19 protein-coding genes and 2 pseudogenes are annotated in these 20,574 nt (G+C 69.2%); 7 read left to right on the top strand and 14 right to left on the bottom strand.

Annotated elements, in window-relative coordinates:
- Window positions 1-220 precede the first annotated feature (220 nt).
- Together CFB89_RS35805 and CFB89_RS22435 are read left to right on the top strand one after the other, a co-directional pair.
- Window positions 221-592: a DUF4440 domain-containing protein gene (locus tag CFB89_RS35805; RefSeq protein ID WP_089469785.1), complete on the top strand. Its 372-nt coding sequence runs from the start codon at window positions 221-223 to the stop codon at window positions 590-592.
- 196 nt (window positions 593-788) lie between these two features.
- Window positions 789-1,562, top strand: a complete 774-nt coding sequence (locus CFB89_RS22435; protein ID WP_089469784.1) for an IclR family transcriptional regulator C-terminal domain-containing protein — start codon at window positions 789-791, stop codon at window positions 1,560-1,562.
- A gap of 9 nt (window positions 1,563-1,571) precedes the next feature.
- Here the strand turns inward: CFB89_RS22435 and CFB89_RS22430 are convergent, their stop codons facing one another.
- The 5 genes and pseudogenes from CFB89_RS22430 to CFB89_RS22410 form a co-directional block, all read right to left on the bottom strand.
- Window positions 1,572-3,872, bottom strand: coding sequence for an ATP-dependent DNA helicase (locus tag CFB89_RS22430; protein WP_089469783.1), 2,301 nt, complete (start codon window positions 3,870-3,872; stop codon window positions 1,572-1,574).
- Window positions 3,869-5,563, bottom strand: coding sequence for a VRR-NUC domain-containing protein (locus tag CFB89_RS22425; RefSeq protein WP_089469782.1), 1,695 nt, complete (start codon window positions 5,561-5,563; stop codon window positions 3,869-3,871). Before CFB89_RS22425 ends, CFB89_RS22430 begins: the two co-directional genes overlap by 4 nt.
- Before the next feature lie 96 nt (window positions 5,564-5,659).
- Complete coding sequence (locus tag CFB89_RS22420) at window positions 5,660-6,541, bottom strand: MipA/OmpV family protein (RefSeq protein WP_089469781.1); 882 nt, start codon at window positions 6,539-6,541, stop codon at window positions 5,660-5,662.
- Window positions 6,542-6,744: 203 nt separating this feature from the next.
- The gene (locus CFB89_RS22415; protein WP_041492268.1) at window positions 6,745-7,056 is read right to left on the bottom strand and encodes a hypothetical protein; all 312 of its coding nucleotides are present in this window, start codon (window positions 7,054-7,056) and stop codon (window positions 6,745-6,747) included.
- A 306-nt stretch (window positions 7,057-7,362) separates the two neighbouring features.
- Window positions 7,363-7,655 (bottom strand): annotated as a pseudogene (locus CFB89_RS22410) (hypothetical protein); the annotation flags it as partial.
- Between the two features lie 121 nt (window positions 7,656-7,776).
- Here CFB89_RS22410 and CFB89_RS22405 point away from each other — a divergent pair.
- From CFB89_RS22405 to CFB89_RS22395, 3 genes are all read left to right on the top strand, one after another.
- Entirely contained in the window at window positions 7,777-8,025 is a 249-nt protein-coding gene (locus tag CFB89_RS22405) for a hypothetical protein (RefSeq protein ID WP_089469780.1), read from the top strand.
- Window positions 8,026-8,396: 371 nt separating this feature from the next.
- Complete coding sequence (locus CFB89_RS22400) at window positions 8,397-8,828, top strand: CBS domain-containing protein (RefSeq protein WP_089469779.1); 432 nt, start codon at window positions 8,397-8,399, stop codon at window positions 8,826-8,828.
- A 101-nt stretch (window positions 8,829-8,929) separates the two neighbouring features.
- The gene (locus CFB89_RS22395) at window positions 8,930-9,433 is read left to right on the top strand and encodes a PRC-barrel domain-containing protein (RefSeq protein WP_089469778.1); all 504 of its coding nucleotides are present in this window, start codon (window positions 8,930-8,932) and stop codon (window positions 9,431-9,433) included.
- A 31-nt stretch (window positions 9,434-9,464) separates the two neighbouring features.
- On the opposite strand, the gene CFB89_RS22390 is transcribed toward CFB89_RS22395, so the two are convergent.
- The 4 genes from CFB89_RS22390 to CFB89_RS22375 form a co-directional block, all read right to left on the bottom strand.
- The gene (locus tag CFB89_RS22390; RefSeq protein ID WP_089469777.1) at window positions 9,465-10,088 is read right to left on the bottom strand and encodes a DUF4142 domain-containing protein; all 624 of its coding nucleotides are present in this window, start codon (window positions 10,086-10,088) and stop codon (window positions 9,465-9,467) included.
- Window positions 10,089-10,137: 49 nt separating this feature from the next.
- Window positions 10,138-10,683 (bottom strand): hypothetical protein, encoded by a 546-nt coding sequence (locus CFB89_RS22385; protein WP_089469776.1) that lies wholly within the window; start codon window positions 10,681-10,683, stop codon window positions 10,138-10,140.
- 80 nt (window positions 10,684-10,763) lie between these two features.
- On the bottom strand, window positions 10,764-11,174 hold the full coding sequence (locus CFB89_RS22380) for a BON domain-containing protein (protein ID WP_089469775.1): 411 nt from the start codon (window positions 11,172-11,174) through the stop codon (window positions 10,764-10,766).
- Window positions 11,175-11,240: 66 nt separating this feature from the next.
- Window positions 11,241-13,235, bottom strand: a complete 1,995-nt coding sequence (locus CFB89_RS22375; protein WP_089469774.1) for a PAS domain-containing hybrid sensor histidine kinase/response regulator — start codon at window positions 13,233-13,235, stop codon at window positions 11,241-11,243.
- 387 nt (window positions 13,236-13,622) lie between these two features.
- Between CFB89_RS22375 and CFB89_RS22370 the strand changes: the two genes are divergently transcribed.
- On the top strand, window positions 13,623-14,663 hold the full coding sequence (locus CFB89_RS22370; protein ID WP_089470572.1) for a sigma-54-dependent Fis family transcriptional regulator: 1,041 nt from the start codon (window positions 13,623-13,625) through the stop codon (window positions 14,661-14,663).
- A gap of 35 nt (window positions 14,664-14,698) precedes the next feature.
- Here CFB89_RS22370 and CFB89_RS22365 read toward each other — a convergent pair whose 3' ends face one another.
- Together CFB89_RS22365 and CFB89_RS22360 are read right to left on the bottom strand one after the other, a co-directional pair.
- Entirely contained in the window at window positions 14,699-16,498 is a 1,800-nt protein-coding gene (locus CFB89_RS22365) for a methyl-accepting chemotaxis protein (protein WP_089469773.1), read from the bottom strand.
- Window positions 16,499-16,686: 188 nt separating this feature from the next.
- Window positions 16,687-16,941 (bottom strand): DUF3562 domain-containing protein, encoded by a 255-nt coding sequence (locus CFB89_RS22360; RefSeq protein WP_089469772.1) that lies wholly within the window; start codon window positions 16,939-16,941, stop codon window positions 16,687-16,689.
- 540 nt (window positions 16,942-17,481) lie between these two features.
- Here CFB89_RS22360 and CFB89_RS22355 point away from each other — a divergent pair.
- The gene (locus tag CFB89_RS22355; protein ID WP_089469771.1) at window positions 17,482-17,916 is read left to right on the top strand and encodes a hypothetical protein; all 435 of its coding nucleotides are present in this window, start codon (window positions 17,482-17,484) and stop codon (window positions 17,914-17,916) included.
- Window positions 17,917-18,403: 487 nt separating this feature from the next.
- Here the strand turns inward: CFB89_RS22355 and CFB89_RS22350 are convergent, their stop codons facing one another.
- The 3 genes and pseudogenes from CFB89_RS22350 to CFB89_RS35010 all read right to left on the bottom strand — a co-directional run bounded on the left by CFB89_RS22350 (window position 18,404) and on the right by CFB89_RS35010 (window position 20,201).
- Window positions 18,404-19,339 (bottom strand): universal stress protein, encoded by a 936-nt coding sequence (locus tag CFB89_RS22350; RefSeq protein WP_089469770.1) that lies wholly within the window; start codon window positions 19,337-19,339, stop codon window positions 18,404-18,406.
- A gap of 212 nt (window positions 19,340-19,551) precedes the next feature.
- Window positions 19,552-20,106 (bottom strand): annotated as a pseudogene (locus CFB89_RS22345) (amino acid permease); the annotation flags it as partial.
- Window positions 20,058-20,201 (bottom strand): hypothetical protein, encoded by a 144-nt coding sequence (locus tag CFB89_RS35010; RefSeq protein ID WP_179233494.1) that lies wholly within the window; start codon window positions 20,199-20,201, stop codon window positions 20,058-20,060. The pseudogene CFB89_RS22345 and the gene CFB89_RS35010, both read right to left, overlap by 49 nt.
- Window positions 20,202-20,574 lie beyond the last annotated feature (373 nt).

Here is a 20,574-nt window from a genome sequence, read left to right as displayed (position 1 = left end):
ACGTGCTGCTTCACGCCTCTTCCCGTAGTCGGCGCCAGGCTGACGATGCGTCATCGGGACATCGGCTTCCACGACCCATCGGCTTTTTCCCGCTCGCGGAAAACCAGATTCAGACCTGTCCAATTGCCGAAACGTGAGCCCGGCCATAGGCTGCCTTCCTGACCCGGCGGATAGCGCCAAAAACCGCGCACCCGCGCTCCAGCAGGAAAATGCGTAGCCCATGGAACCCCGATTCACCCTGGCGCAGATGCGCGACGTGTGGATCGACGCGTATCGTCACGCCGACGTCGAACAACTCGATTTCGTCGCTAGCCCGGGCTTCTTTGTCCAGCACGAAGCTCGCATTCGCACGAAGGCGCAATTTCTTGCGCGAATGCGCGTAGTCGCGGCCGAGCGCCCGTCGGACAGATCGGGTATCGCATATCGGGACGAAACCATGCAGATTGTCACGCGCGGGCAACGGGCGACGATAACGAACATCGGGGCGGTACGGATCAATCACACAACCGATTCGCGCTTCGATTTCGTCGAGCAGTGGTGCGTGATCGACGCGCGATGGCGCATTGCCGCGCTCTGCCACGAACACAGGTAAGCGCCGACCGCGCCGCAACTGCGCTCCGACGCTTGAATGGGTCGACTCAATCCGACTCGTTTGCGTCGTTCCGCCTGAACCTGAAATCGCCCGGCAGCTTGCCTCTGAAACGCCTCAACCGATCTCCCGTTCCCCCACCGCTCGCGCGATAATCGCCCACTCCTGCGCGAACACCGCGCGCCACCGCTCCCCCGTGATGACGAAAAAGCCCGACCTCGACCGACGCGACTGGATTGCCGGTCTCGAAAAAGGCCTGATGATCCTGGAGGCGTTCGACAGCCAGCACGCACGCATGACGCCCACGCAGGCCGCCGCACGCACCGGCCTCACGCGCACGGCCGCGCGGCGCTACCTGCTGACGCTCGAATCGCTCGGCTACGTGTACACCGACGGCAAGCTGTACGGCCTCACGCCGCGCGTGCTGCGCGTCGGCTGGTCGTACTTCGATTCGGCGCGGCTGCCGCGCACGGTCCAGCCTTATCTGCAGCAACTGAGCGCGTCGCTGAACGAATCGGCGTACGTCAGCGTGCTCGACGGCTGGGAGCTCGTGTTCATCGCCCGCAACGGCGTGTCGCGCGTGATGACGACGGGCTTCGTGCTCGGCGCGCGCGTGCCGGCGCCGCTGACGTCGCCCGGTGTCGTCCTCCTCGCCCATCATCCCGATCGCGAAGCCGTGCGCGCATGGCTTGACGAGACCGAACTGCCGCCGTTCACGCCGCATACGATCACCAACAAGGCGCGGCTGCTCGAACAGGTCGACCACGCGCGCGACGCCGGCTACGCGGCGATCGAACAGCAATTGCAGGTCGGCGTACGCGGGATCGCGGTGCCGCTGAAGAACCGTCACGGCGAAGTCGTCGCCGCGCTGAGCACGAACATGCCGATCGGCGCGGAGACGACCGACGCGGCCGTGCGGCGCGTGCTGCCGCATCTGCAGGAAGCCGCACTCGCAATGCTCAACGTGCTGTAGCGGCCGCCGTCACCCGATCCGCCACCACCGCGGCAGCAGGTTGCGCACCTCGCGCCGTCGGTAACGGTCGTCGATCAGGTGCACGACGCCCTCGTCGTGCTCGGTGCGGATCACGCGCCCGGCCGCCTGCACGACCTTCTGCAGCCCCGGATACAGGTACATGTAGTCGTAACCGTTGCCGAAGCGCGCGTCCATCGCGCGCCGCATCTGCTCGTTGATGTCGTTGACCTGCGGCAGCCCGAGCGTCGCGATGAACGCGCCGATCAGCCGCTCGCCGACCAGGTCGACGCCTTCCGAGAACGCCCCGCCCAGCACCGCGAAGCCGACGCCGCGGCCGCCCGCGTCGAAGCGCGCGAGAAACGCGTCGCGCTCGCTTTCGGCCATGCCGGGCGCCTGCGCCCACACGGGGACGTCCGGATGGCGCATCTGCATCAGCGCGACCACGCGCCCGAGATAGTCGAAGCTGCTCAGGAAGCCGAGATAGTTGCCGGGGCGTGCCGCGTATTGGGCGGCGATCAGGTCGGCGATCGGTTCGAGCGAACGATCGCGGTCGCGCCAGCGCGTCGACACGTGGCTCGCGACGCGCACCGTCAGTTGCTCGGCGCGAAACGGCCCGTCGACGTCGAGCCAGCCCGTATCGCCGGGCAGCCCCAGCGTGTCGCGATAGAAATGGAACGGGCTCAGCGTGCCGGAGAACAGCACGGTCGCACGCGCGGCTTCGTAGCGCGGCGCCAGGAAACCGGCCGGGATCACGTTGCGCACGCACAGCGTCGACTGGACGCGGCGCCGGCGGCCGGCCGTGGCGACGCCATCGAGCGCAGGCTGCCGCGGCATCGGCTCGCCATGCAGCGTCGCGTCGAAGATCGACGCGCTGTCGAACGCTTCGGCCAGCACGCCGAACTGGATCGCCTCGAAATGAAAACGCAGCAGCGCGTCGCCGTTCGCGCGCGGCGCGTCGGTCAGGTGCTCGCCGATCGCCGCGACGAGGTTCTGCACGGCCGACACGATCGGGCCCGGCACCTCGGGATAGGCCGCATAGCGCTCGGCCTGCGCGCGATTGAGCGTGCCCCACGCGCGGGCGAGCCGGTCGAATGCCTTGCGCAGCGCGGCCGGCGCGGCGTCGCGCGCGGCCGCGAACGCGAACGGATCGAGCGACGCGCTGTACATCTTGCGGGCGCGGTCGAGCAGGTTGTGCGCTTCGTCGACGAGCACGCCGACGCGCCACTGGTTCTGCTGCGCGAGCGTGTGCAGCATCGCGCTGCCGTCGTAATAGTAGTTGTAGTCGCCGATCATCATGTCCGACCAGCGCGCGAGCTCCTGCGCCAGGTAATACGGGCAGACGTCGTGGGCGAGCGCGGCGGTGCGCACGGTATCGCGATCGAGCAACCCGGCCTCGATCGCCGCATCACGCGCGGCCGGCAGCCGGTCGTAGAAGCCTTTCGCGAGCGGGCACGATTCGCCGTGGCATGCGAGATCCGGATGCTCGCACGCCTTGTCGCGCGCGACGAGTTCCAGCACGCGCAGCGGCAGCGCGGGTGTGCCGGCGCCGAGCGTCGTCGCCGCGTCGAGCGCGAGCGCGCGGCCCGGTGTTTTCGCGGTGAGGAAGAACACATGATCGAGCTCGCCCTCGCCGCATGCCTTCAGCAGCGGGAACACGGTGCCGAGCGTCTTGCCGATGCCGGTCGGCGCCTGCGCCATCAGGCAGCGTTCGTCGCGCGCCGCGCGATAGACGGCCACCGCCAGCTCGCGCTGGCCGCTGCGGAACTGCCCGTGCGGGAACGCGAGCGCGCGCAGCGCCGCGTCGCGCGCGGCGCGATGGGCCGTCTCGCGTTCGGCCCAGCCGACGAAGCACGCGCACTGCTCGGCGAAGAATGCGGCGAGCGTGGCGGCATCCAGCGTTTGAGTCAGCACGGTCTCGCGCTCGGACACGATGTCGAAATACACGAGCGCGACGTCGATTGCCTCGAGATCGCGCGCGTCGCACATCAGGTGCGCATAGACCTTCGCCTGCGCCCAGTGCAGCGCGCGATGGTTGGCCGGCATCGCGTCGAGGCTGCCGCGATAGGTCTTGATTTCCTCGAGCCGGTTCGCCACGGGATCGTAGCCGTCGGCACGGCCGCGCACGGTGAGCGTGCCCCACGTGCCCGTCAGCGCGATCTCGGTTTCGTAGCGCGCGCCGCGTTTCGACGTGACCGCGCCGTGGCCGGCGATGCCTTCGAGCGCGGTCGGCGCGGGCGTGAAGCGCAGGTCGAGATCGCCGCGCCGCGCGGTGAACTCGCACATCGCCCGCACCGCGACGACGTAGCTCATGCGGACAACCCCGCCGCCTCGGCGTGCGCGACGCCGTCGCCGGCCCACTCGACATCGACGACGCGCACCGGCATCCGGTGGGCGAGGCAGTAGGCGAGCCAGCGCGTCTGGTTGTCCTGCAGCCGGTCGCCGGGGCCCTTCACCTCGATCAACTCGTAACGACGCTCGTCGGGCCAGAAGCGGACGAGATCGGGCAAGCCGGAGCGGTTGCCGCGGATATCCGCGAGCAGGCGCGTGAACCACAGCCGCAAGTGCTCGGGCGGCAGGCACGCGAGCGCTTCGTCGAGCAGCTGGTCGGTCAGCACGCCCCAGAACACGAACGGCGACTGCAGCCCGGCCTTCGTCGCGAAATGCCGGCGGATCGTGTCGCGGTACGCGCCCGACTCGAGCTGCGCGAAGCAGGCGTCGAAGGCCGCCGCGCGGCGCACGGCGAAATCGGGGGCGTGCAGATCGGCCGGGCCGCGCTGGAACGGGTGGAAGAACGCGCCGGGCACGGCCGCGAACACGGGCTCCCAGCACAGCAGCCCGAACAGCGAATTGATCAGCGTGTTTTCGACGTAGTGGACCGGCGACGCCGGCTGCGCGAGATGGTCGCGCACCGCGAATTCGACGCTGACGGATGCGTCGGGGCGCGCGAGCACGAGCGTCTCGCGCGGCACGGCCGCGGCAGCGGCCGCGCGTTCGACGCGCTGGCCGGCGCGGCGCTGCAGGCGCGGCAGCATGCGTTCGACGCGCTGACGCTCCTCGTCGCTCTCGAAGCCGCCGCGTGCGTCGAGCGCCAGCGCGAGCGCGTCGTCGTCGCGCCCGCAGCGTTCGAGCACACGGATGCGCCGATGGCGGCTGCCGGGCCACGCGCTGCGCGCGTACGCGTCGAGTGCGGCGCACCAGTCGGCACGGCGTTCACACGCCTGGCCGAGCGCGAACAGCAGCTTCGCGCGGCGCGTCGCGAGCCACGGTTGCGCGCAGTCGACCGCGTCCAGCGCGCGGATCAGGTCGTCGAACGGCAGATCGTCGGGCCAGGCTTCGAGCGCGTCGCGGCACATCTGCAGCGCGAGATACGCGTCGACGTCGCCGCGCTGCTGGAACGCGCGCGACGACGGCGCGATCGGCACGCTTTCGTACTGGAACACGCCGAGATCGGCGAGCACGAATTCGCTCCAGTCCTGATGCAGATTGCCGAAGAACATCAGCCGCAGCCGGTCGCACAGCGCGCCGACCGTCACGCGCAGCACCCGGTCGTCGGCCTGCGCGCACCACGCGTCGAGCGGTTGCGCGACGTCGTGCGCGGGCCGCAGCCGCTCGAGCCAGTCGGCCTTGCGCTCGCCCGCATGCGCGGCGAGCGCCGGGAAGATGCGCAGCAGATCGGCCTTGGTGGAGAGCGCGAACAACGCGTCGAGCGTGAGCGCGGGCGCCGGATCGACCCAGCCGAGCGCGACGAGCGGCGCGGCGGCGTCGAGCGTGCAGCCGATCTCGTCGTACACGAGCTTGCTCGCGCGGAAATCGGCCCCGTTGCGCATCAGCATCCGCACGAGCAGCGCGCGCGACGCCTGCGGCAGCGTCGCGAATTGCCGGACGAACGCGTGCTCGTGCGCGTCGAACAGGTCGCCGTAACGCTCGCCGAGCCAGGCGAGCGCGCGTTCGAAATTGGTCAGGTAGTAAAACGCCGGAGGCGTCGGCGAGGCAGGCGTCACGGGGATCGATCACTGTACATTTGTACAGGTCGGAATCATATCAAATGTGACGGGCAATGCCGCACGCGGCATCGCCCTTCCGCCGCCCGGCCCCGGTCAGAACTGGTAATTCACCGACATGTCGAACACGCCGTTGGTCGACTGCTGCGTGATCGGGCTGCGCGCCGCGCGGCCGACGAGCTGCTCGAGCGCGCCGTCCACCGTGACGAACCAGTGCTTGTTCACGAACCACACCATCGTCATGCCCACGCCGGCCGACTTGATCCCGGCTCCCGACGAATAGGCCGGCAGCCCGGAGCGCGCGGCCGCGCCCTGGTTCACGCCGAACCAGCTGTTCATGTAGCGGGAGTCGGCGAACGACACGGTCGGCCCCGCGAACCAGAAGAAGTGCTCGTTGCTGCCGGGCATCGGCATGTACGCGGAGAAATCGCCGGTCCAGCCGTTCGAGCCGCCGATGCTGCGCCGGACGTCCGCGCGCAGCACGAGCGGGAAATCCTTCGAGACCACGTAGTCGGCCGCGAGCTTCATCACGGGCGCCGCGTTGATGTTGTCGAGACCGTTCAGATGACCGAGATCGTCGGCCGAACGGCGCCCGAGGTCATAGCCGACCGACAAACTCACGCGCCAGTTCGGCCCGCGCAGCACGTTCGCGCCGAGGCCCTCGCCCGTCGACAGGAAGAACAGGTCGCGATAGCGAACGTCGAAATTCGGGCCGCCCATCACGCGATAGCGGTCGGCGCCCGCGTAGCGCGGCTGCAGCGTCATCGCGGCGCCGACGCTTACCTGCCACGTGGGGATGTTCGGATCGAAGAGTTTCCGCAGCGGTACGCCCGCCGTGTATTGCCATTCGCCGAGCGGCGAAGGCGTCTGGGCCGACGCGTCGCGGGCGCCGGCGGCGGCGAGCGCCGCGAATGCCGAGAGGCTGGATACGAACCGGCGTGCGCCGGGGGACAGCAACAGGCGAGCAACAGTGGTCAAGGCGGTCTCCGTCGGCTGCACGAAACGAACCTGAAGGAAAGCGCGTCGCGCTTCACCGGCTGCAACGGCAGGCAGCCTGTGGCGCGAACGTAGCATGCGCTGAATTAACGGACATCCTACGCGAGGCGCGCGCAGACGCAAAGCGCCCGTTGTATGCGGGCACTTTGCCGGGATCCGGCATGCGCCGGCGGACAATTGCGGAATCAGAAACGCTCGACGTGATAGTCGCCGGCGAGCGCGGCCGGACTGCGGGTCGACATCATCCGCGAGAAACCGTCGGCCAGCCGGCCGAGCGCGAGCTGCTTCTGGCTCGCGTCCCAGTGCGTGTAGGTGTCGTAGGCGGCATCGTCGAACGAAACGGTGACGGCGACCGGACGGCCACTCGCGCGAAAGCCGATCTGCAGCACACCGCCCGGCAATTCCTCGATGTGATAGCGGAGCGAACGCGATTCGAAATAGCGGCCCAGTACCTGAGCGATCGCGCGCTTGTCGGGCGATTGCACGTGAATGTCCATGACGGTCCTCCTTTCAATGTTCGCGCGGCCGGTCGTGGCGCATGGCCCCCGCCCGGCATCCGCATCGGCGGCGGATTCGACGGCGGGTCGCCTTGCGGCAGCCCGTCGGGCACGGGCGGATCGACCGGGTCGTCGTGCCCGGGCGGCGGCGGATCCGGGTCGACGTCGGGTGTCGTCGGTTCGGGACGGTGCAGCATGGATGGCGTGTTCATGTCACTCCTGCGCGACGGCGCGCGCCTTTCGATGAGGCGAGCCCTCGCAAGCGGCGTGCCTGCTGTCGCGCCATGCCCATTGGCCGGTCGGCTCGTCGTACGCCGCCATGACGAGCCACATCGTGCGCCCCTCGGCGGTCAGCTGCACGGCGAGCGCGAACGGATCGGACGGTTCGCATTGCGCGACGAGCGGCTGCTGCGCGCGTTCCGGGCCGTCGTAGACGGTGTCGGTCAGTTCGCGTACCTCGTCCTTGCCGTCGAATCGGCGCCGCTCCGGCCGATAGACCCGCGATTCGCGCTTCCACGTATCGAAACGCTCGCGAACGTGGCCGAATCGCCACCGCGTACGTTCGCGTCGTAACGTATTCTTTCCCTGGCTTCCTTCATCACGATGCCCTCTCGCCCATTCCGGACGCGTGCCGGCCGGTTCCCGCCGGCTTGCAAGCGCCGTGCCGCGGCCGTCGCGGGTACAAGGCTTGCGTCTTCTCATCGACAAGGAGGTTCGACCATGACCGTACACGCCACCGGCCGCCGCGACGCCGTGTCACCGGCCGCCGGACTGCTCCGGTTCGCCCCGTCGCGTCCACCGTCTGAAGACAAGACGGAGGAGCGCATCGACGAAGGGCTCGAGGAGACGTTTCCGGCCAGCGATCCGCCCGCCGTCGGCGGTGCGACGCGTATCGACCCCGCCAACCCGTCCGGCGAGCGCGAACGGCGCGCCCCGCACGTCCCTTCCCCGCCCCGCGATCACGGCTGACGGCGGCACCCGGCGCGCGTGGCGTGGCAGCGCACCCGCGCGTCGGCCCAATCAGGAGCGATTCGATGAAAGTCCTTGAACGCAGATGGCATGAAATCAGTGGCGCGGCCGGCGTTGCGGCGCTGGCCGCGCTCGAAAGCGCGGTGGTGCTGGCAATCGTCACGATGACGGGCATCGGCCACTGACGTCCCGCATCGATCGGCCACGGCCGCCGCCGTGGAAGATGTACAAGCACGCTGGCAAATTGCTCCGTCGCCCGGTAGCCGGTGCAAGCCCGTTATCAGCGCGAACAGGCCCTGGCGCCAGCGTGCGTGCCCCGTGCGCGGCACGCGCGGTGCTCCCTACTCGTCCCGACCACGAAGGAGGCGTTCATGTATCGCGTCAACGAAATCATGTCGCGCGACGTAGTGTGCGTCGCGCCGACCGACACGATTCGCCATGCGGCCGAATTGATGCAGCGCTTCGATATCGGCGTGCTGCCCGTTTGCGACGGCACCGAACTCGTCGCGATCGTGACCGATCGCGACCTGGCCGTGCGCGCGCTGTCGCACGGTCATTCGCCCGATACGCCCGTGCAGGCGGTCGCTTCCAGGCCCGTGCAGTGGTGCGTCGAGGATGACGGCGTCGGCGACGTCCAGCAGCGGATGGCCGACGTGCAGTTGCACCGCTTACCGGTGCTCGACCGCAGCCGGAAGCTCGTCGGCATGGTGTCGCTCGGCGACATCGCGACGCGCGCCGGCGGCCCGGCGCGCGACGAGTTGGCCAATACGCTCGAGGACGTCTCGTTACCGCGCCGCCGCTGACCGATCGGCGTGCCCATCATCCCGCGGCCTGCTGCCCTGGCGCACTATCCGCGCAATCAAGTTGCGCGCGCCGGGGTGCCGCTTCGACCAGGAGGTTTTCGATGACAACGGACAAACCGTCGCGCGACGCCGCGCGCATCGCCGACGCGAATCCTCGCAAGGCCGTCGGCGGGCCGGGGCCCGACGTCATGACCGCCGGCACGCTTGAAGGCGACCGCGTGCTGACGATGGACGGCGACGACATCGGCAAGATCGCCCACATCATGCTCGACGTGCGCGCCGGGCGGATCGCGTATGCGGTCGTGTCGTCGGGCGGCTTGCTCGGCATCGGCGACAAGCTGCTCGCGGTGCCGTGGAACGCGCTCGTCCTCGATGCCGAACGCCGATGCTTCGTGCTGCCCGTGGATACCGCACGTGTGCGCGAGTCACCCGGCTTCGACAAGAGCCACTGGCCGACGATGGCCGACCCGGAATGGGCCGAAGCGCTGCATGCGTATTACGGCCGGTCGCCGTACTGGCTGATCGAGGAAGGCGAAACGGCGCTCGATTCGCCGCCGTACGAGGCGTCGCCGGGCGGCCCCGAAGACGGCACGAGGCGGCACTGAAGCGAGCCGGGCCTGGCCGCCGGAAAGCGGGTCACTGCGCGGCGGCCACCGTCTTCGCGAGTTGCCGCGCGGCGCCCAGATGCGCGTTCAGCATCGGCAGCGTGCGGGCCGCGAACGCGCGAAGCTGCGGGTCGCGGCCTTCTTTCGCCTCGGTTTCGTAAAGCCGGATCGCCGCTTCGTGCGCGCGTGGCCCGGTGAGGGCCACATACGCCGTATCGAACGCGCGTCCGTCCTTCGCCCGCAATGCCGTCACTGCCGGGTCCACCAGCATGCGCGTCTGGACCGGCACGCCCTTTTGCGCGCCGAGGTGCCGCAATTCGTCCGCGATACGGGCGTGATCGTCGACCATCCGGCGCGCGAAGGCCTTTACGTCCGCGTTCGACGAGCGGTCGAGCGCCAGTTGGCCGGCTTGCCGTTCCACCTTGCCGATCATGCCCGCCTTGTCGACGAACTCGGCGTCGATGCCGGTCGGCCGCTGCGTCATGCCGGGCTCGTCGGCGGTCGGGCCGGGGCGGATGACGCCCGGAGCGACCTGCGCGGACGAAGCCGGCGTCTGCGCGTGCGACGACGCGAGCGCCACAACGCCGGCGATGGCAGTCAGCACGCTGACCAGCGGCCGGGGCGTGCGGTGCTTGATCCGGTTCGGTCCTGTCATGCGGGCCTCCGTGTGAGACGACGGAGCGGGCCAGCCGCGCGGCGGGCCATCACGCGGGACGGTGGGACGACGCGAAGAAATCGGTCCACGCGCCGCGGTGCCATGCGCCCTCGGTGCGCTCCACCGACAGCGCGCCGGCGGCGAGCATCGTCCGCTCCGCGAACGTGATCGTGCGCCGCGTCACATGCGCGGCCAGCACGACGCCGTTTTCGCATTGCTTGAGCGCGCCATGCCCCTCCGGCGCATCGCCGCGCATCCGGCCGAGCGCGCCGCACAACGCGCCGACGTAACCGCCCACGAGGGGCACGCCGATCCACGCGAGCGGCGCATGAAGGCCGCCCAGATACAGCAGCGCGGCCCCGGCGAGCCCGACGATCGCGCCGACGGCCACGCCTTCCAGCGCACCGATCCCGCCCGGCCGCGCGGCGGAGTCCGCATAGACGTCGCCGCCGAGCCAGAACAGCGCGTGCTGTCCGGGCGGATTGAGAAAGAAGACCTTCACGTCGTCCCGATGGATAACGTGGCCGCGCAATTGCTTCGCGCAGCGTTCCGCCTGCTCGAGCCGCGAGAAACGGCCCGCGATGATGGTGTCCATGTCGAACTCTCCTGCCCGGTGACGCGCAGGGTCGCCGGCGCGCGACGCCCGATCGGCCCGGCGCTGGCCCGCGCATCACGTTACTTCCGGCGGATCTGCAGCTTGTCGCGCACGCCGCTCACGCCGCTGACGTCGTGCGCGACACGGATCGCGGTCGCGCGCTGCCGCTCGTCGGGGACGTTGCCCGTCAGTTCGGCCACGCGATCGCGAACCTGCACGTCGATGTCGCCGGAGGCCAGGCCGCGTTCGGCGACGAGCGCGGCCCTGACGCGGGACGCGAGCGTCGCATCGCGAATCTGGCCGCCGACGGCCGACGCCTGGCTCGCGAGCTTCGCACGCGTGCTCTCCTCGGCCGATGCGGTGCGGGGCGTCGCGATCCAGGCACACGACAGTATCAGTATGCTCGCGATCGGCACGACCGGCGTCCTGCGTCGGGTGCGTGCCGGCTTGCTGCCCGTGCCGTCGCGCCGCGTATTTTCCGTTGCGTCCATCGTGTCTCCTTTTCGTATGCGGTCAGCGGTCAGGCGAACAGCGCGCCGCATGGTCCGTGTGCGCCGCTACCGCTTGCGGGGCTTCCCGTCGCCCGTGTCGTTCCGGTCCCGCCTGTCGTCGGGCACGACGTCGACGATCACGCTCGCGAGCGTCGGCATGTCGACCGGCTTGCACAGATACGCATCGAACCCGGCGGCCATCACGCGGCGCCGGTCGGCCTTGCCGGCGTGCGCGGTCACCGCGACGACCGGCAGGTGCCCACCGCCGTTCGGCAGGTGCCGGATCCGGTCCAACAGCCAGTAACCGTCGCCGTCCGGCATCGCGAGATCGGACAGCACGACGCTCGGCTGCTGCCGCTCGACCACATCGAGCGCATCGTGCCCCGACCGCGCGGTCGAGACCTGCGCACCCATCGTTTCGAGCGCGGTCGCGAGGCTCGTCCGCGACGTCGGGTCGTCGTCGACCACCAGCACGCGCTGACCGTCGAGCGCGACCGTATCGGACACCCCCTTCGCGCGCGGCTGCTCCGCCGGATCGTCGGCGTCCCAGCCGGCCGGCAGCGTCACGGTGACGGTCATGCCGCGCCCGGCGCCCGCGCTCGTCGCGACGACCTCGCCGCCGTGCAGTTGCGCGATGTTGCGCACGATCGACAGACCGAGCCCGAGGCCGCGCTTGGGCGACGTGAACGCGCCTTCCGGCCGGCTGAACGTCTCGAAGAGGTGCGGCAGGTATTCCGGCGCGATGCCTTGCCCGGTATCGGAGACCGACAGCCGCACCCGCTCGCCGGCGCGCGTCAGCGACACGTCGATGCGTCCGCCCGGCGGCGTGAACTTGATCGCGTTCGACAGCAGGTTCGACAGGATCTGGCGCAGGCGTTCGCCGTCCGCCGGAATCACGCAGGCCGGCATCGCGTACTCCGTCGACAGCACGAGCCCGTTCGCCTCGGCCGTCGCGTCGAATTCACGCGCGGCGTCGCGCACGATCCGCACGAGATCGACCGGAACGCGTTCGAGGCGCAGCCGGCCGGTCGCGAGGGACGATGCGTCGAGCAAGTCGGCGACCATGTGCGACAGCGACCGCGCGCTGCGATCGATCGCATCGACCGCCTGCTGCGTGAAACCCTGCCCGTCGGCGTTGCGCAGCACCTCGACCCAGCCGTAGATCACGTTCAGCGGCGTGCGCAGTTCGTGCGACACCGTCGCCAGCAGTTCGTCCTTCAGCCGGTTCGACGCGTCGGCCTGCACGCGCGCGTCGCGCGCGCCGCGCAACGAGCGAAGGTAATGGCGTTCGTTGTGGCGGCGTTCGCCCGCCTCGCGCAGCGTCAGCGACAGGCCCGCGCAATTGCCCTGCGCGTCGACGATCGGCGACGCGGCGAAGGTGGCACGAAAACGGCTGCCGTCGGGACGCATGCACAGTACGTCGAGCGGCCCGACGAGCTTGCGCAGTTCCGCGAACGACGCGGGCATCGAATGCCGGCGCAACCAGCGCGGCGCGATCATCGTGACGACGTCGCGTCCGTTCGCCTGGACCGCATCGATGCCGAAGATTCTTGCGGCGGCCGGGTTCCAGCTGATGATCCGGCGCTCGGCGTCGGTCCCGACGATCGCGTCCGGCGACGCATCGACCACGCAGCGCAACAGTCCGTCGTCGGACACCCCGGTGACGGACGACGGTTCGCGCGGCGTGGAAGGACCGCCGTCGACGTCGCCGATCTCGCGCGGGCGATCGTTCGCGAGCAGCGGCTTCACGGCCGCCACCAGCACGCATTCGACGAAACCAATCGCAACGAACGCGCCGGCTTGCGCCAGCAGCGTGGCCAGTGGCGCGTCGCGCCACCACAACGCGGCGATCACGCCGACGCTCGCGACGGTCGCGACGAGGCCGCCGCCGAACGAAGTCAGCCACGCGGCGGCGGCCACGCCTGCATAGAAAGGCAGCGGCGCAAACGGCGCGTGCTGGCCGACAACCTGAATCGCCCACGCCTGCAGCGCGGACGCCAGCCCGACGGCCAGCACGACCCATGCACCCTGCCGAAACAACTCACGGGTCAAAGTCCTCATTGCGTCCTTGCATCGCGCCGGCTCCCATCGTGCGGGGAATGCCGCCTTTCGGCCATCCGGCATACCGTCGAGCGCGCCGGGCGAGCGTGAAGACGCCAGCAAACGTCGTGCCCGGTGGCGGGCGCGTGCGGCGTTCGGCCATGGGTGGCCGGGCCCTGCGCCCGTGCGGCCGGAGCCCGCATGGGCGGCTGTCGGTAGTGCCGGGCGCGCCGGCGCAATGTGTCGCTGGCGGCTTTTTCATCGGGTTTCTGTAAAAAAGCGCCGGTTGTCACTCAAAAGAGGCGTCGTGCAAGGGTGCGCGAAACAACGATGGCCTGTTTCTTTCGCTCGCATCCCGCACATTGGAATTTTCTATACCGCGGCACCTTCACCGTCGTTTCGCTGTCGATGATAAATATTGCAATCAACGGGACGTGTGATGCCGTTTTTCAAAACGGCCCGCGAACGCCTATGGGTGAATCCGCCAACCGGACGAAGCAGCGCGCAGACGGTCGCCGGCTGTCCGGCCGGTCCGCCGCGATGCGCACGCTCCTTGGCCGTATCGAGAAAATCGCGCCGACCGACGCGAGCGTGATGATTGCCGGCGAAAGCGGGGTCGGCAAGGATATCGTCGCGCGCCGGCTGCACGATCTGAGCACGCGGCGCGACGGCCCGTTCGTGCCGATGAACTGCGGCGCGATTCCGGCCGATCTTGCCGAGGCGCACTTGTTCGGGCACGAGAAAGGCAGCTTTACCGGCGCGATCGCGCAGCGCGAAGGTTTCTTCGAAGCCGCGCGGGGCGGCACGCTGCTGCTCGACGAGATCGCGGAAATGCCCGCCGCGCTGCAGGTGAAACTGCTGCGGGCGATCGAGTCGAACACGATCGTGCGCGTGGGCGGCACCGAATCGATTCCGCTCGACGTGCGGTTCGTATCGGCCACCCGCCACAATCCGGCCGACGCCGTGCGCGACGGCCGGCTGCGCGAGGACCTGTTCTACCGGCTCGCCGCGTTCGCGATCTACGTGCCGCCGCTGCGCCAGCGCGACGGCGACGTCGAGACGATCGCGCAGGAATTCGTCGACACGTTGAACGCGCGGCATCGCGCGCACAAGCGGCTGACCGACGCGGCGATCGCCGCGTTGCGCGCGTATTCGTGGCCCGGCAACGTGCGCGAACTGCACAACACGATCGAGCGCGCGTACATCCTGGCGGACGAAGGCATCGACGTCGCCCTGCCGAAGCAGCCGATGCCGGTGGCCGACAGCACGTCGGCAGGCGCGATGGCCCTGCCGGTCGGGGCGACACTGCACCACGTGCAGCAGCGCTTCATCGCGGCGACGCTGCATCACTTCGACGGCGACAAGCCGCGCGCGGCCAAGGCGCTCGGCATCAGCCTGAAGACGCTCTACAACCGGCTCGCGCTGATGCGCGACCAGGACGGTTCGTAAGCCGCGCGGCCCGCCTGCCGCGGGCCGCTACCGCGTCAGGCGACCTTGAACTGCCCGACCGTCGTCGCGAGCGCATTCGCCTGCGACTGCAACGCGGTGGCTGCCGCGGTCGACTGTTCGACGAGCGCCGCGTTCTGCTGCACCATTTCGTCGAGCTGGCCGACCGCGCGGTTCACTTCCTGGATCCCGCGCGTCTGCTCGTTCGCCGCATGCGTGATCTCGGAGATGATGGTCGTCACGTTTGACACGTTGGCCACGATCTCGCGCATCGTGTCGCCGGCCTGGCGCACCTGCCCGGACCCGGCCGACACGCTCGCGACCGTCGATTCGACCAGCACCTTCACTTCGCGCGCGGCCTGCGCGCTGCGTTGCGCGAGGCTGCGCACTTCCTGCGCGACGACCGCGAAGCCGCGGCCCTGTTCGCCCGCCCGCGCCGCTTCGACGGCCGCGTTCAGCGCGAGGATGTTGGTCTGGAATGCGATCCCGTCGATCACGCCGATGATGTCGCCGATCCGGCCCGACGCTTCCTCGATCTTCCCCATCGTCGCGACGACGTCCGACACGACCACGCCGCCGTGCGACGCGATCCGTGACGCGGCCGCCGCGCGCTCGTCGGCCTGGCCGGCGGCCGCCGCCGACTGACCGACGGTCGCGGTGATCTCTTCCATCGACGCGGCGGTTTCCTCCAGGCTCGCCGCCGCCGATTCGGTACGCGACGACAGGTCCTGGTTGCCCGCCGCGATCTCGTTCGCGGCCGTGCGCACCGATTCGCTCGCCTCGCGGATCTGGCGCATCACGTCGTTCAGCTTGTCGACGAAACTGTTGAACGAGCGCGCGATGTCGGCGACTTCGTCGCGGCCGTCCGCCGGCAGCCGCTGCGTCAGGTCGCCGGCGCCCGAGCCGATCGCGGCCATCGCCTGGCGCACCTGCGACAGACGGCGGAACGCGGTCGCGGTGATCGCGCCGATGATCAGCGACGCCACGCCGACGATCACGATCAGCGTGATCAGCGACGCGGTCAGCAGCGAACGCATCCCGGCCGTCGCCTCGTTCTTGTCGAGCAGCACCAGCGCGTACCAGTCGGTGCCCGGTACGGGTTTCGCGCGCACCAGCTTCGCGTCGCCGCCGACGCTGACCTGGACCGGCGCGTTCGCCGCCGCGATCGACGCCACGCCCAGTGCGCCGAGTTCGGGCGACACGTCGGCGACCGGCTTCAGCGTGAGCTTCGCGTCCGGGTGGGCGACGACGTGGCCGCTGCTGTCGATCAGCATCCCGAAGCTCGCCGGCGTCGGGTGGATCGACTTCACGTTGGCGATCACGCTGTCCATCGACAGGTCCGCGGCGACCACGCCCTTCAGCGCGCCGTCGCGCAGGATCGGCACCGCGAACGTGACGACGAGGTTGCCCGTGCCGGCGTCGACGTACGGCGGCGTGACGACCGGCTTGCCGGCCTGCGCGGCCTGCTTGTACCACGGGCGGCCGGTGGGGTCGTAGTCGGGCGGGATGCCGGTCGGGTCGGAGAAGTGGAACGTCTTGTCGGCATAGCCGGCGTAGACGTTGGTGAAGCCGCCGGCCGCGGCCATCTGCTTGAACACCGGTAGCGGATCGGGCGTGAGCGCGGCATCCTGCAGCGACGCGATCATCCGGCTGCGGGTCGCGACCCAATCGGCGATCCCGACCACGTGGCCGCTGGCGACGGAGATCAGGTTGCGGTCGATCGCGTCGTCGTTGTACGAGCGTGCGATGAAATAGTTGATCAGGGTCGTGGCGACGAGCGCGAATACGACGATGGCGACGCACGCGGCAAGGATGCGGGCGCGAATGGACGAGAACATGGCAACGACTCGGTAAGAGAGCGGGAATACCCGGTGGACGAATTCACCGGGTAAACGGCAAAACGCACCGCTTCCTTGAGGTCGTTGTGACGATTCAATGAAACGTATGACGACTGGCGTCCGTGACTGTCAGCGGATCGTCAAGATGGCCGGCTTCGACGCGTGAGCTGCGCGCCGGCCACCGCCCGCTATAGCCGGTGACTCGGACGCGGATCGGCGTCCGCGGGCGCCGCATCGGCCCGGGTGTCGCGGTCGAAAACGTCCTTCTGACGCATCCGCTCGCGCAGGTGCCGGATCGCGAATACATGGATGTAGTCGTGCACCCGCGCACCGGACGACAGCGCGCGCACTTCGTCGTCGAGCATCGCACGCAGCTGATCCGCGCCGATCGCGCGCCGTTCGGCGGCTTCCTTGAGTGAATCGAGCAAATTGTCCTTGGACATCGACAGGCTCCTGACGGTCGAGGAACGAAAAGATGACGGTACTGGAAGCTTAAAGACTGGGCAGACGCGCGGCGTACGATGCGCCAGCGCGGGTTTGCGCGCGATCAACGGCACATTGCGTGCCGCCGCTCGGTCCGTTTCCGAACCGTTCGCACAGGATTCGCGTTGCGCGTGGCTCGCGAACGAGACTGGATGGAAGCCTTGCCACGCCACCCCGGGGCGCGGCATGGGCGACGAGCGGCGGGTGAAACGCCGCGCGACGCCGATGCAGTGGGGAAACTTAGACCGTCCGAAATCCTGCGTCAAGCGCCCGCGGCCATCCATTCGCCGGACGAACGCGGCGGTGCGGCCAGTTGGCCGCCGCGCGTGTCAGCGGATTCCGATAGCGTCGCGCAATTTCCTGACAGCGACTTCAGCGCGCGCCGCTTGGCAGCGGGCGGTCGCCACACGATACTGATCACATGAACCAGGCGTTCATACCGGAACATCGCTCAGTCGGCCATCGAGCCGGCACGCGGGGGCCGGCGCAGGAGACCAACCATGGCACATCGCAATTTACCGGGCCGGGACGGCCAGCGGCACGCGTCGGGCAACGCGCGCGCCCTGCCCGCCCGGGCCGCGTCGGCCGGCAACCGTCCGCCCGACGACCTCCACACCTTGCTCGCGCTCGCACGCGAGGCCGGATTGCTCGTCACGCTCGACGGGCAGATCGGCCGCGAAAAGTATCAGAGCGTCGCGGGGTCGGTCCTCGCGTTGCAGCGATTCGCCGCGGCACTGCGCGCGCGCAACGCAGCCGACGCGCCGGCCGAGCGGGAGCCGCGTCGCAAGGCGCGCCCCGGCTGGCCGCATGCGAATCGTTTGCGCAGCCGCACGTGCAGCACGTGTGCGCCGCTCCATGTCGTGCATCCGCATGCGCGAGTACGTCGCGGCACGGGCCGCCGGCACGACTTGCGCTCGATTCTTCGATCCCTCTGATCTGCGTACGTCACCGGCGTACTGCACGGGGGCCGGGCATCGGTTGCGCGTCACGACACGCGCGCCATGCCGGCGCCTCGCCGTGCATGCGCCATGTCCGCCGCGATCCGTATCGAGGTGAGCGCGCGCGATGACGCGCCGCCTTCCAAACCATGCCTGCGGGGAAATGAATTCGACGGGGCCAGGCGGAAAGCGGACGGGGTGACTTCCACCCCGCCCGTCCTCCAAGGCAACCGTTGGTTGCCTACCCTCGTGCCAGAGAGTTTCCGGTTGGATGACGCGCCGGACAAACACGCGGCGCGGCGTCCGAACATAGTGTGGCGGCGAGTGCGACAGCGATCGCCTTTCGCATGCAGGCGCGGCGATGGTCGCGTTTGCACGACAGGCCAGCCGCGCCACGGGACGCTCCGTCACTGTCTCACGCGATATGCGTTGCGTTTCTGATGCAGGTCAATCCGCGCGCGCTTCGATCACGACGACCCGCGACTCATTGCGCGCCGCGCACCAGCAGCACCGGCACCTGCGCGAGATGCGCGACCCGCCGCGCGACGCTGCCGATCAGCCAGGCGGCGATGCCGCGACGGCCGTGCGTGCCGACCACCAGCAGCTCTGCCCGCCAGTGCACCGCATCGCGCATCAGCGCATGGGCCACGTCGTCGCTGGTCGGATGCGTTTCGACAATGCCCCGCTTGGTCGGATTGCCCGTCGCATGAAACAGCGGGCCGATCTTCGCGAGCGCATCCTCGCCCTCCGCGCGGTACGCATCCTCGAGCGCGCGCACCGGCACGACATCGGTCAGACGAACCGCGCGATCGACCACGTACGCCGCATACAGCAACGTCGTCGGCCCCGCGAAGCCGAGCCCGACACGCACCGCATGCAGCGACGGCTCGCTACCGTCGACCGCGAACATCAGCCGCTGCAGCGTGCCGTCCGACGGCCGTACATAGGCGGTCGGCACGATCAGCAGCGCGCAGCGCGCGCGTCTCGTCAGCGCGTCCGACATCGCACCTTCGACGAGCCGCAACAGCCCGTGATGCGGATTCGCGCCGATCGCCAGCACGTCCGCGTGCCACGTCGACGTCTCGTCGACCAGTGCGTCGGCGACCGAGCCGCCCGTGACCGACGTATCGACGACCACCTGTTCGACCTCGATGCCGCTGTCGGCGAACAGCGCCGCGATCCGCGCGCAGGTGGCTTGCGCTTCGCGCATCATGTCCTCGCGTGCCGACGTCAGCAGCGCATCGATGCGCGGAATGTCGGGCAACACGAGGCGCGGATTGTCGATCGCGCAAATGATGCGCAATCGCATGCCGGGACGCAGCAGCGTGCGCACGTAACGGGCGGCGGTCAGCGATTCGGGCGTCGGATCGACGGCCAGCGCGATCCGCGCGAGCGTCGGGATGGGCTGGACAGGCTGCATGGCGAAGGTCTCCGTGCGTGCCCGTCATCGCCGGGCGACGACGGGGCGCTTCGCGCGGTGGCCGGCTAGCCGCCGCGGTCGCAGGGATCGGCGGGATGCCGCGCGAAGCGCGGACAAGCGATGCGTTCGTTCAGCATAGGCCGTCCGGCCCGCGCGTGCATGATCGCGATCAACGATCGCGAACGCTCGCGCCGCCCCCCTGCCCGCGCGGCTTACGACTTCGTCGGCATCGACGCGGCCGGACGGTTCGCGTAGAACAGCGCGTACGCGATGCCGAGCAGCACGATCCACACCGGCCCGATCACGAGCGCGACGCGCGTATCCGGCGTGAACGCCATCAGCACGACGACCAGCACGAGAAACCCGAGCGCGACGAACGACCCGAGCGGATAGAACGGCACGCGGATCGGCAGACGCGCGATCCTGTCGGCCGACAGCGTGCGGCGAAAACGCATCTGCGCGACCAGGATCACGCACCACGTCCAGATCGCGCCGAACGTCGACACCGACGTGAGCCACGTGAACACGTGCTGCGGCGCGAGATAGTTGAGCAACACGCCGATCAGCAGCAGCGCAGCCGACACGGCCACGCCATGCACGGGCACGCCGCTGCGATTCACGCGACCGAGCACGGCGGGCGCCTGGCCCTGCTGCGCGAGGTTGTAGAGCATCCGCGCGGTGCTGAACAGGCCGCTGTTGCACGACGACAGCGCCGCGGTCAGCACGACGAAGTTGATGATGCCGGCGGCGGCCGGAATGCCGAGCCGAGGAACAGGCCGACGCCGATCGTCGCGCCGAGCGCCATCAGGTTGATGTGCCGTTCTTCCAGCCCACGGTGCAACTGTTCCTCTGGTTGTTTCAAATTCGTCTCCTGGCGACCGCGAGCGGGCCGCCGTCATTGCGGCGATGATAATGCGCGGTCGTTCATGCCCATTTTGGCAGCCGAAAACGAAATAATCCCTGCTGTCGATTTCCGAATGAGAAACGACATGGATGCCGTGGCAATTCGGTTGGGATTGCCGCGGATTATCCGTAATTCCCGGAACAATCTGGAAATACGGATAAGGCCTTTCATGGAATACACCCGAGCGGCCCGCGCGACGCGGCTGTGCGCGTGACGAGCGGTAACGGGATCCATCGCCTTCGGCGCGAACGAACGCGCGTCGAATGTGCGCAGTCAAGCGCACGCAATATGCAGGCGGGATTATAGGGAGGATCGGCGGCTTCACGCCAGG

The organism is Burkholderia sp. AU16741, from assembly GCF_002223345.1.
Taxonomy (GTDB): Bacteria; Pseudomonadota; Gammaproteobacteria; order Burkholderiales; family Burkholderiaceae; genus Burkholderia; species Burkholderia sola.
Note: the sequence above shows the minus strand (reverse complement) of the source record. Positions and strands in the feature narration are given on the sequence as shown.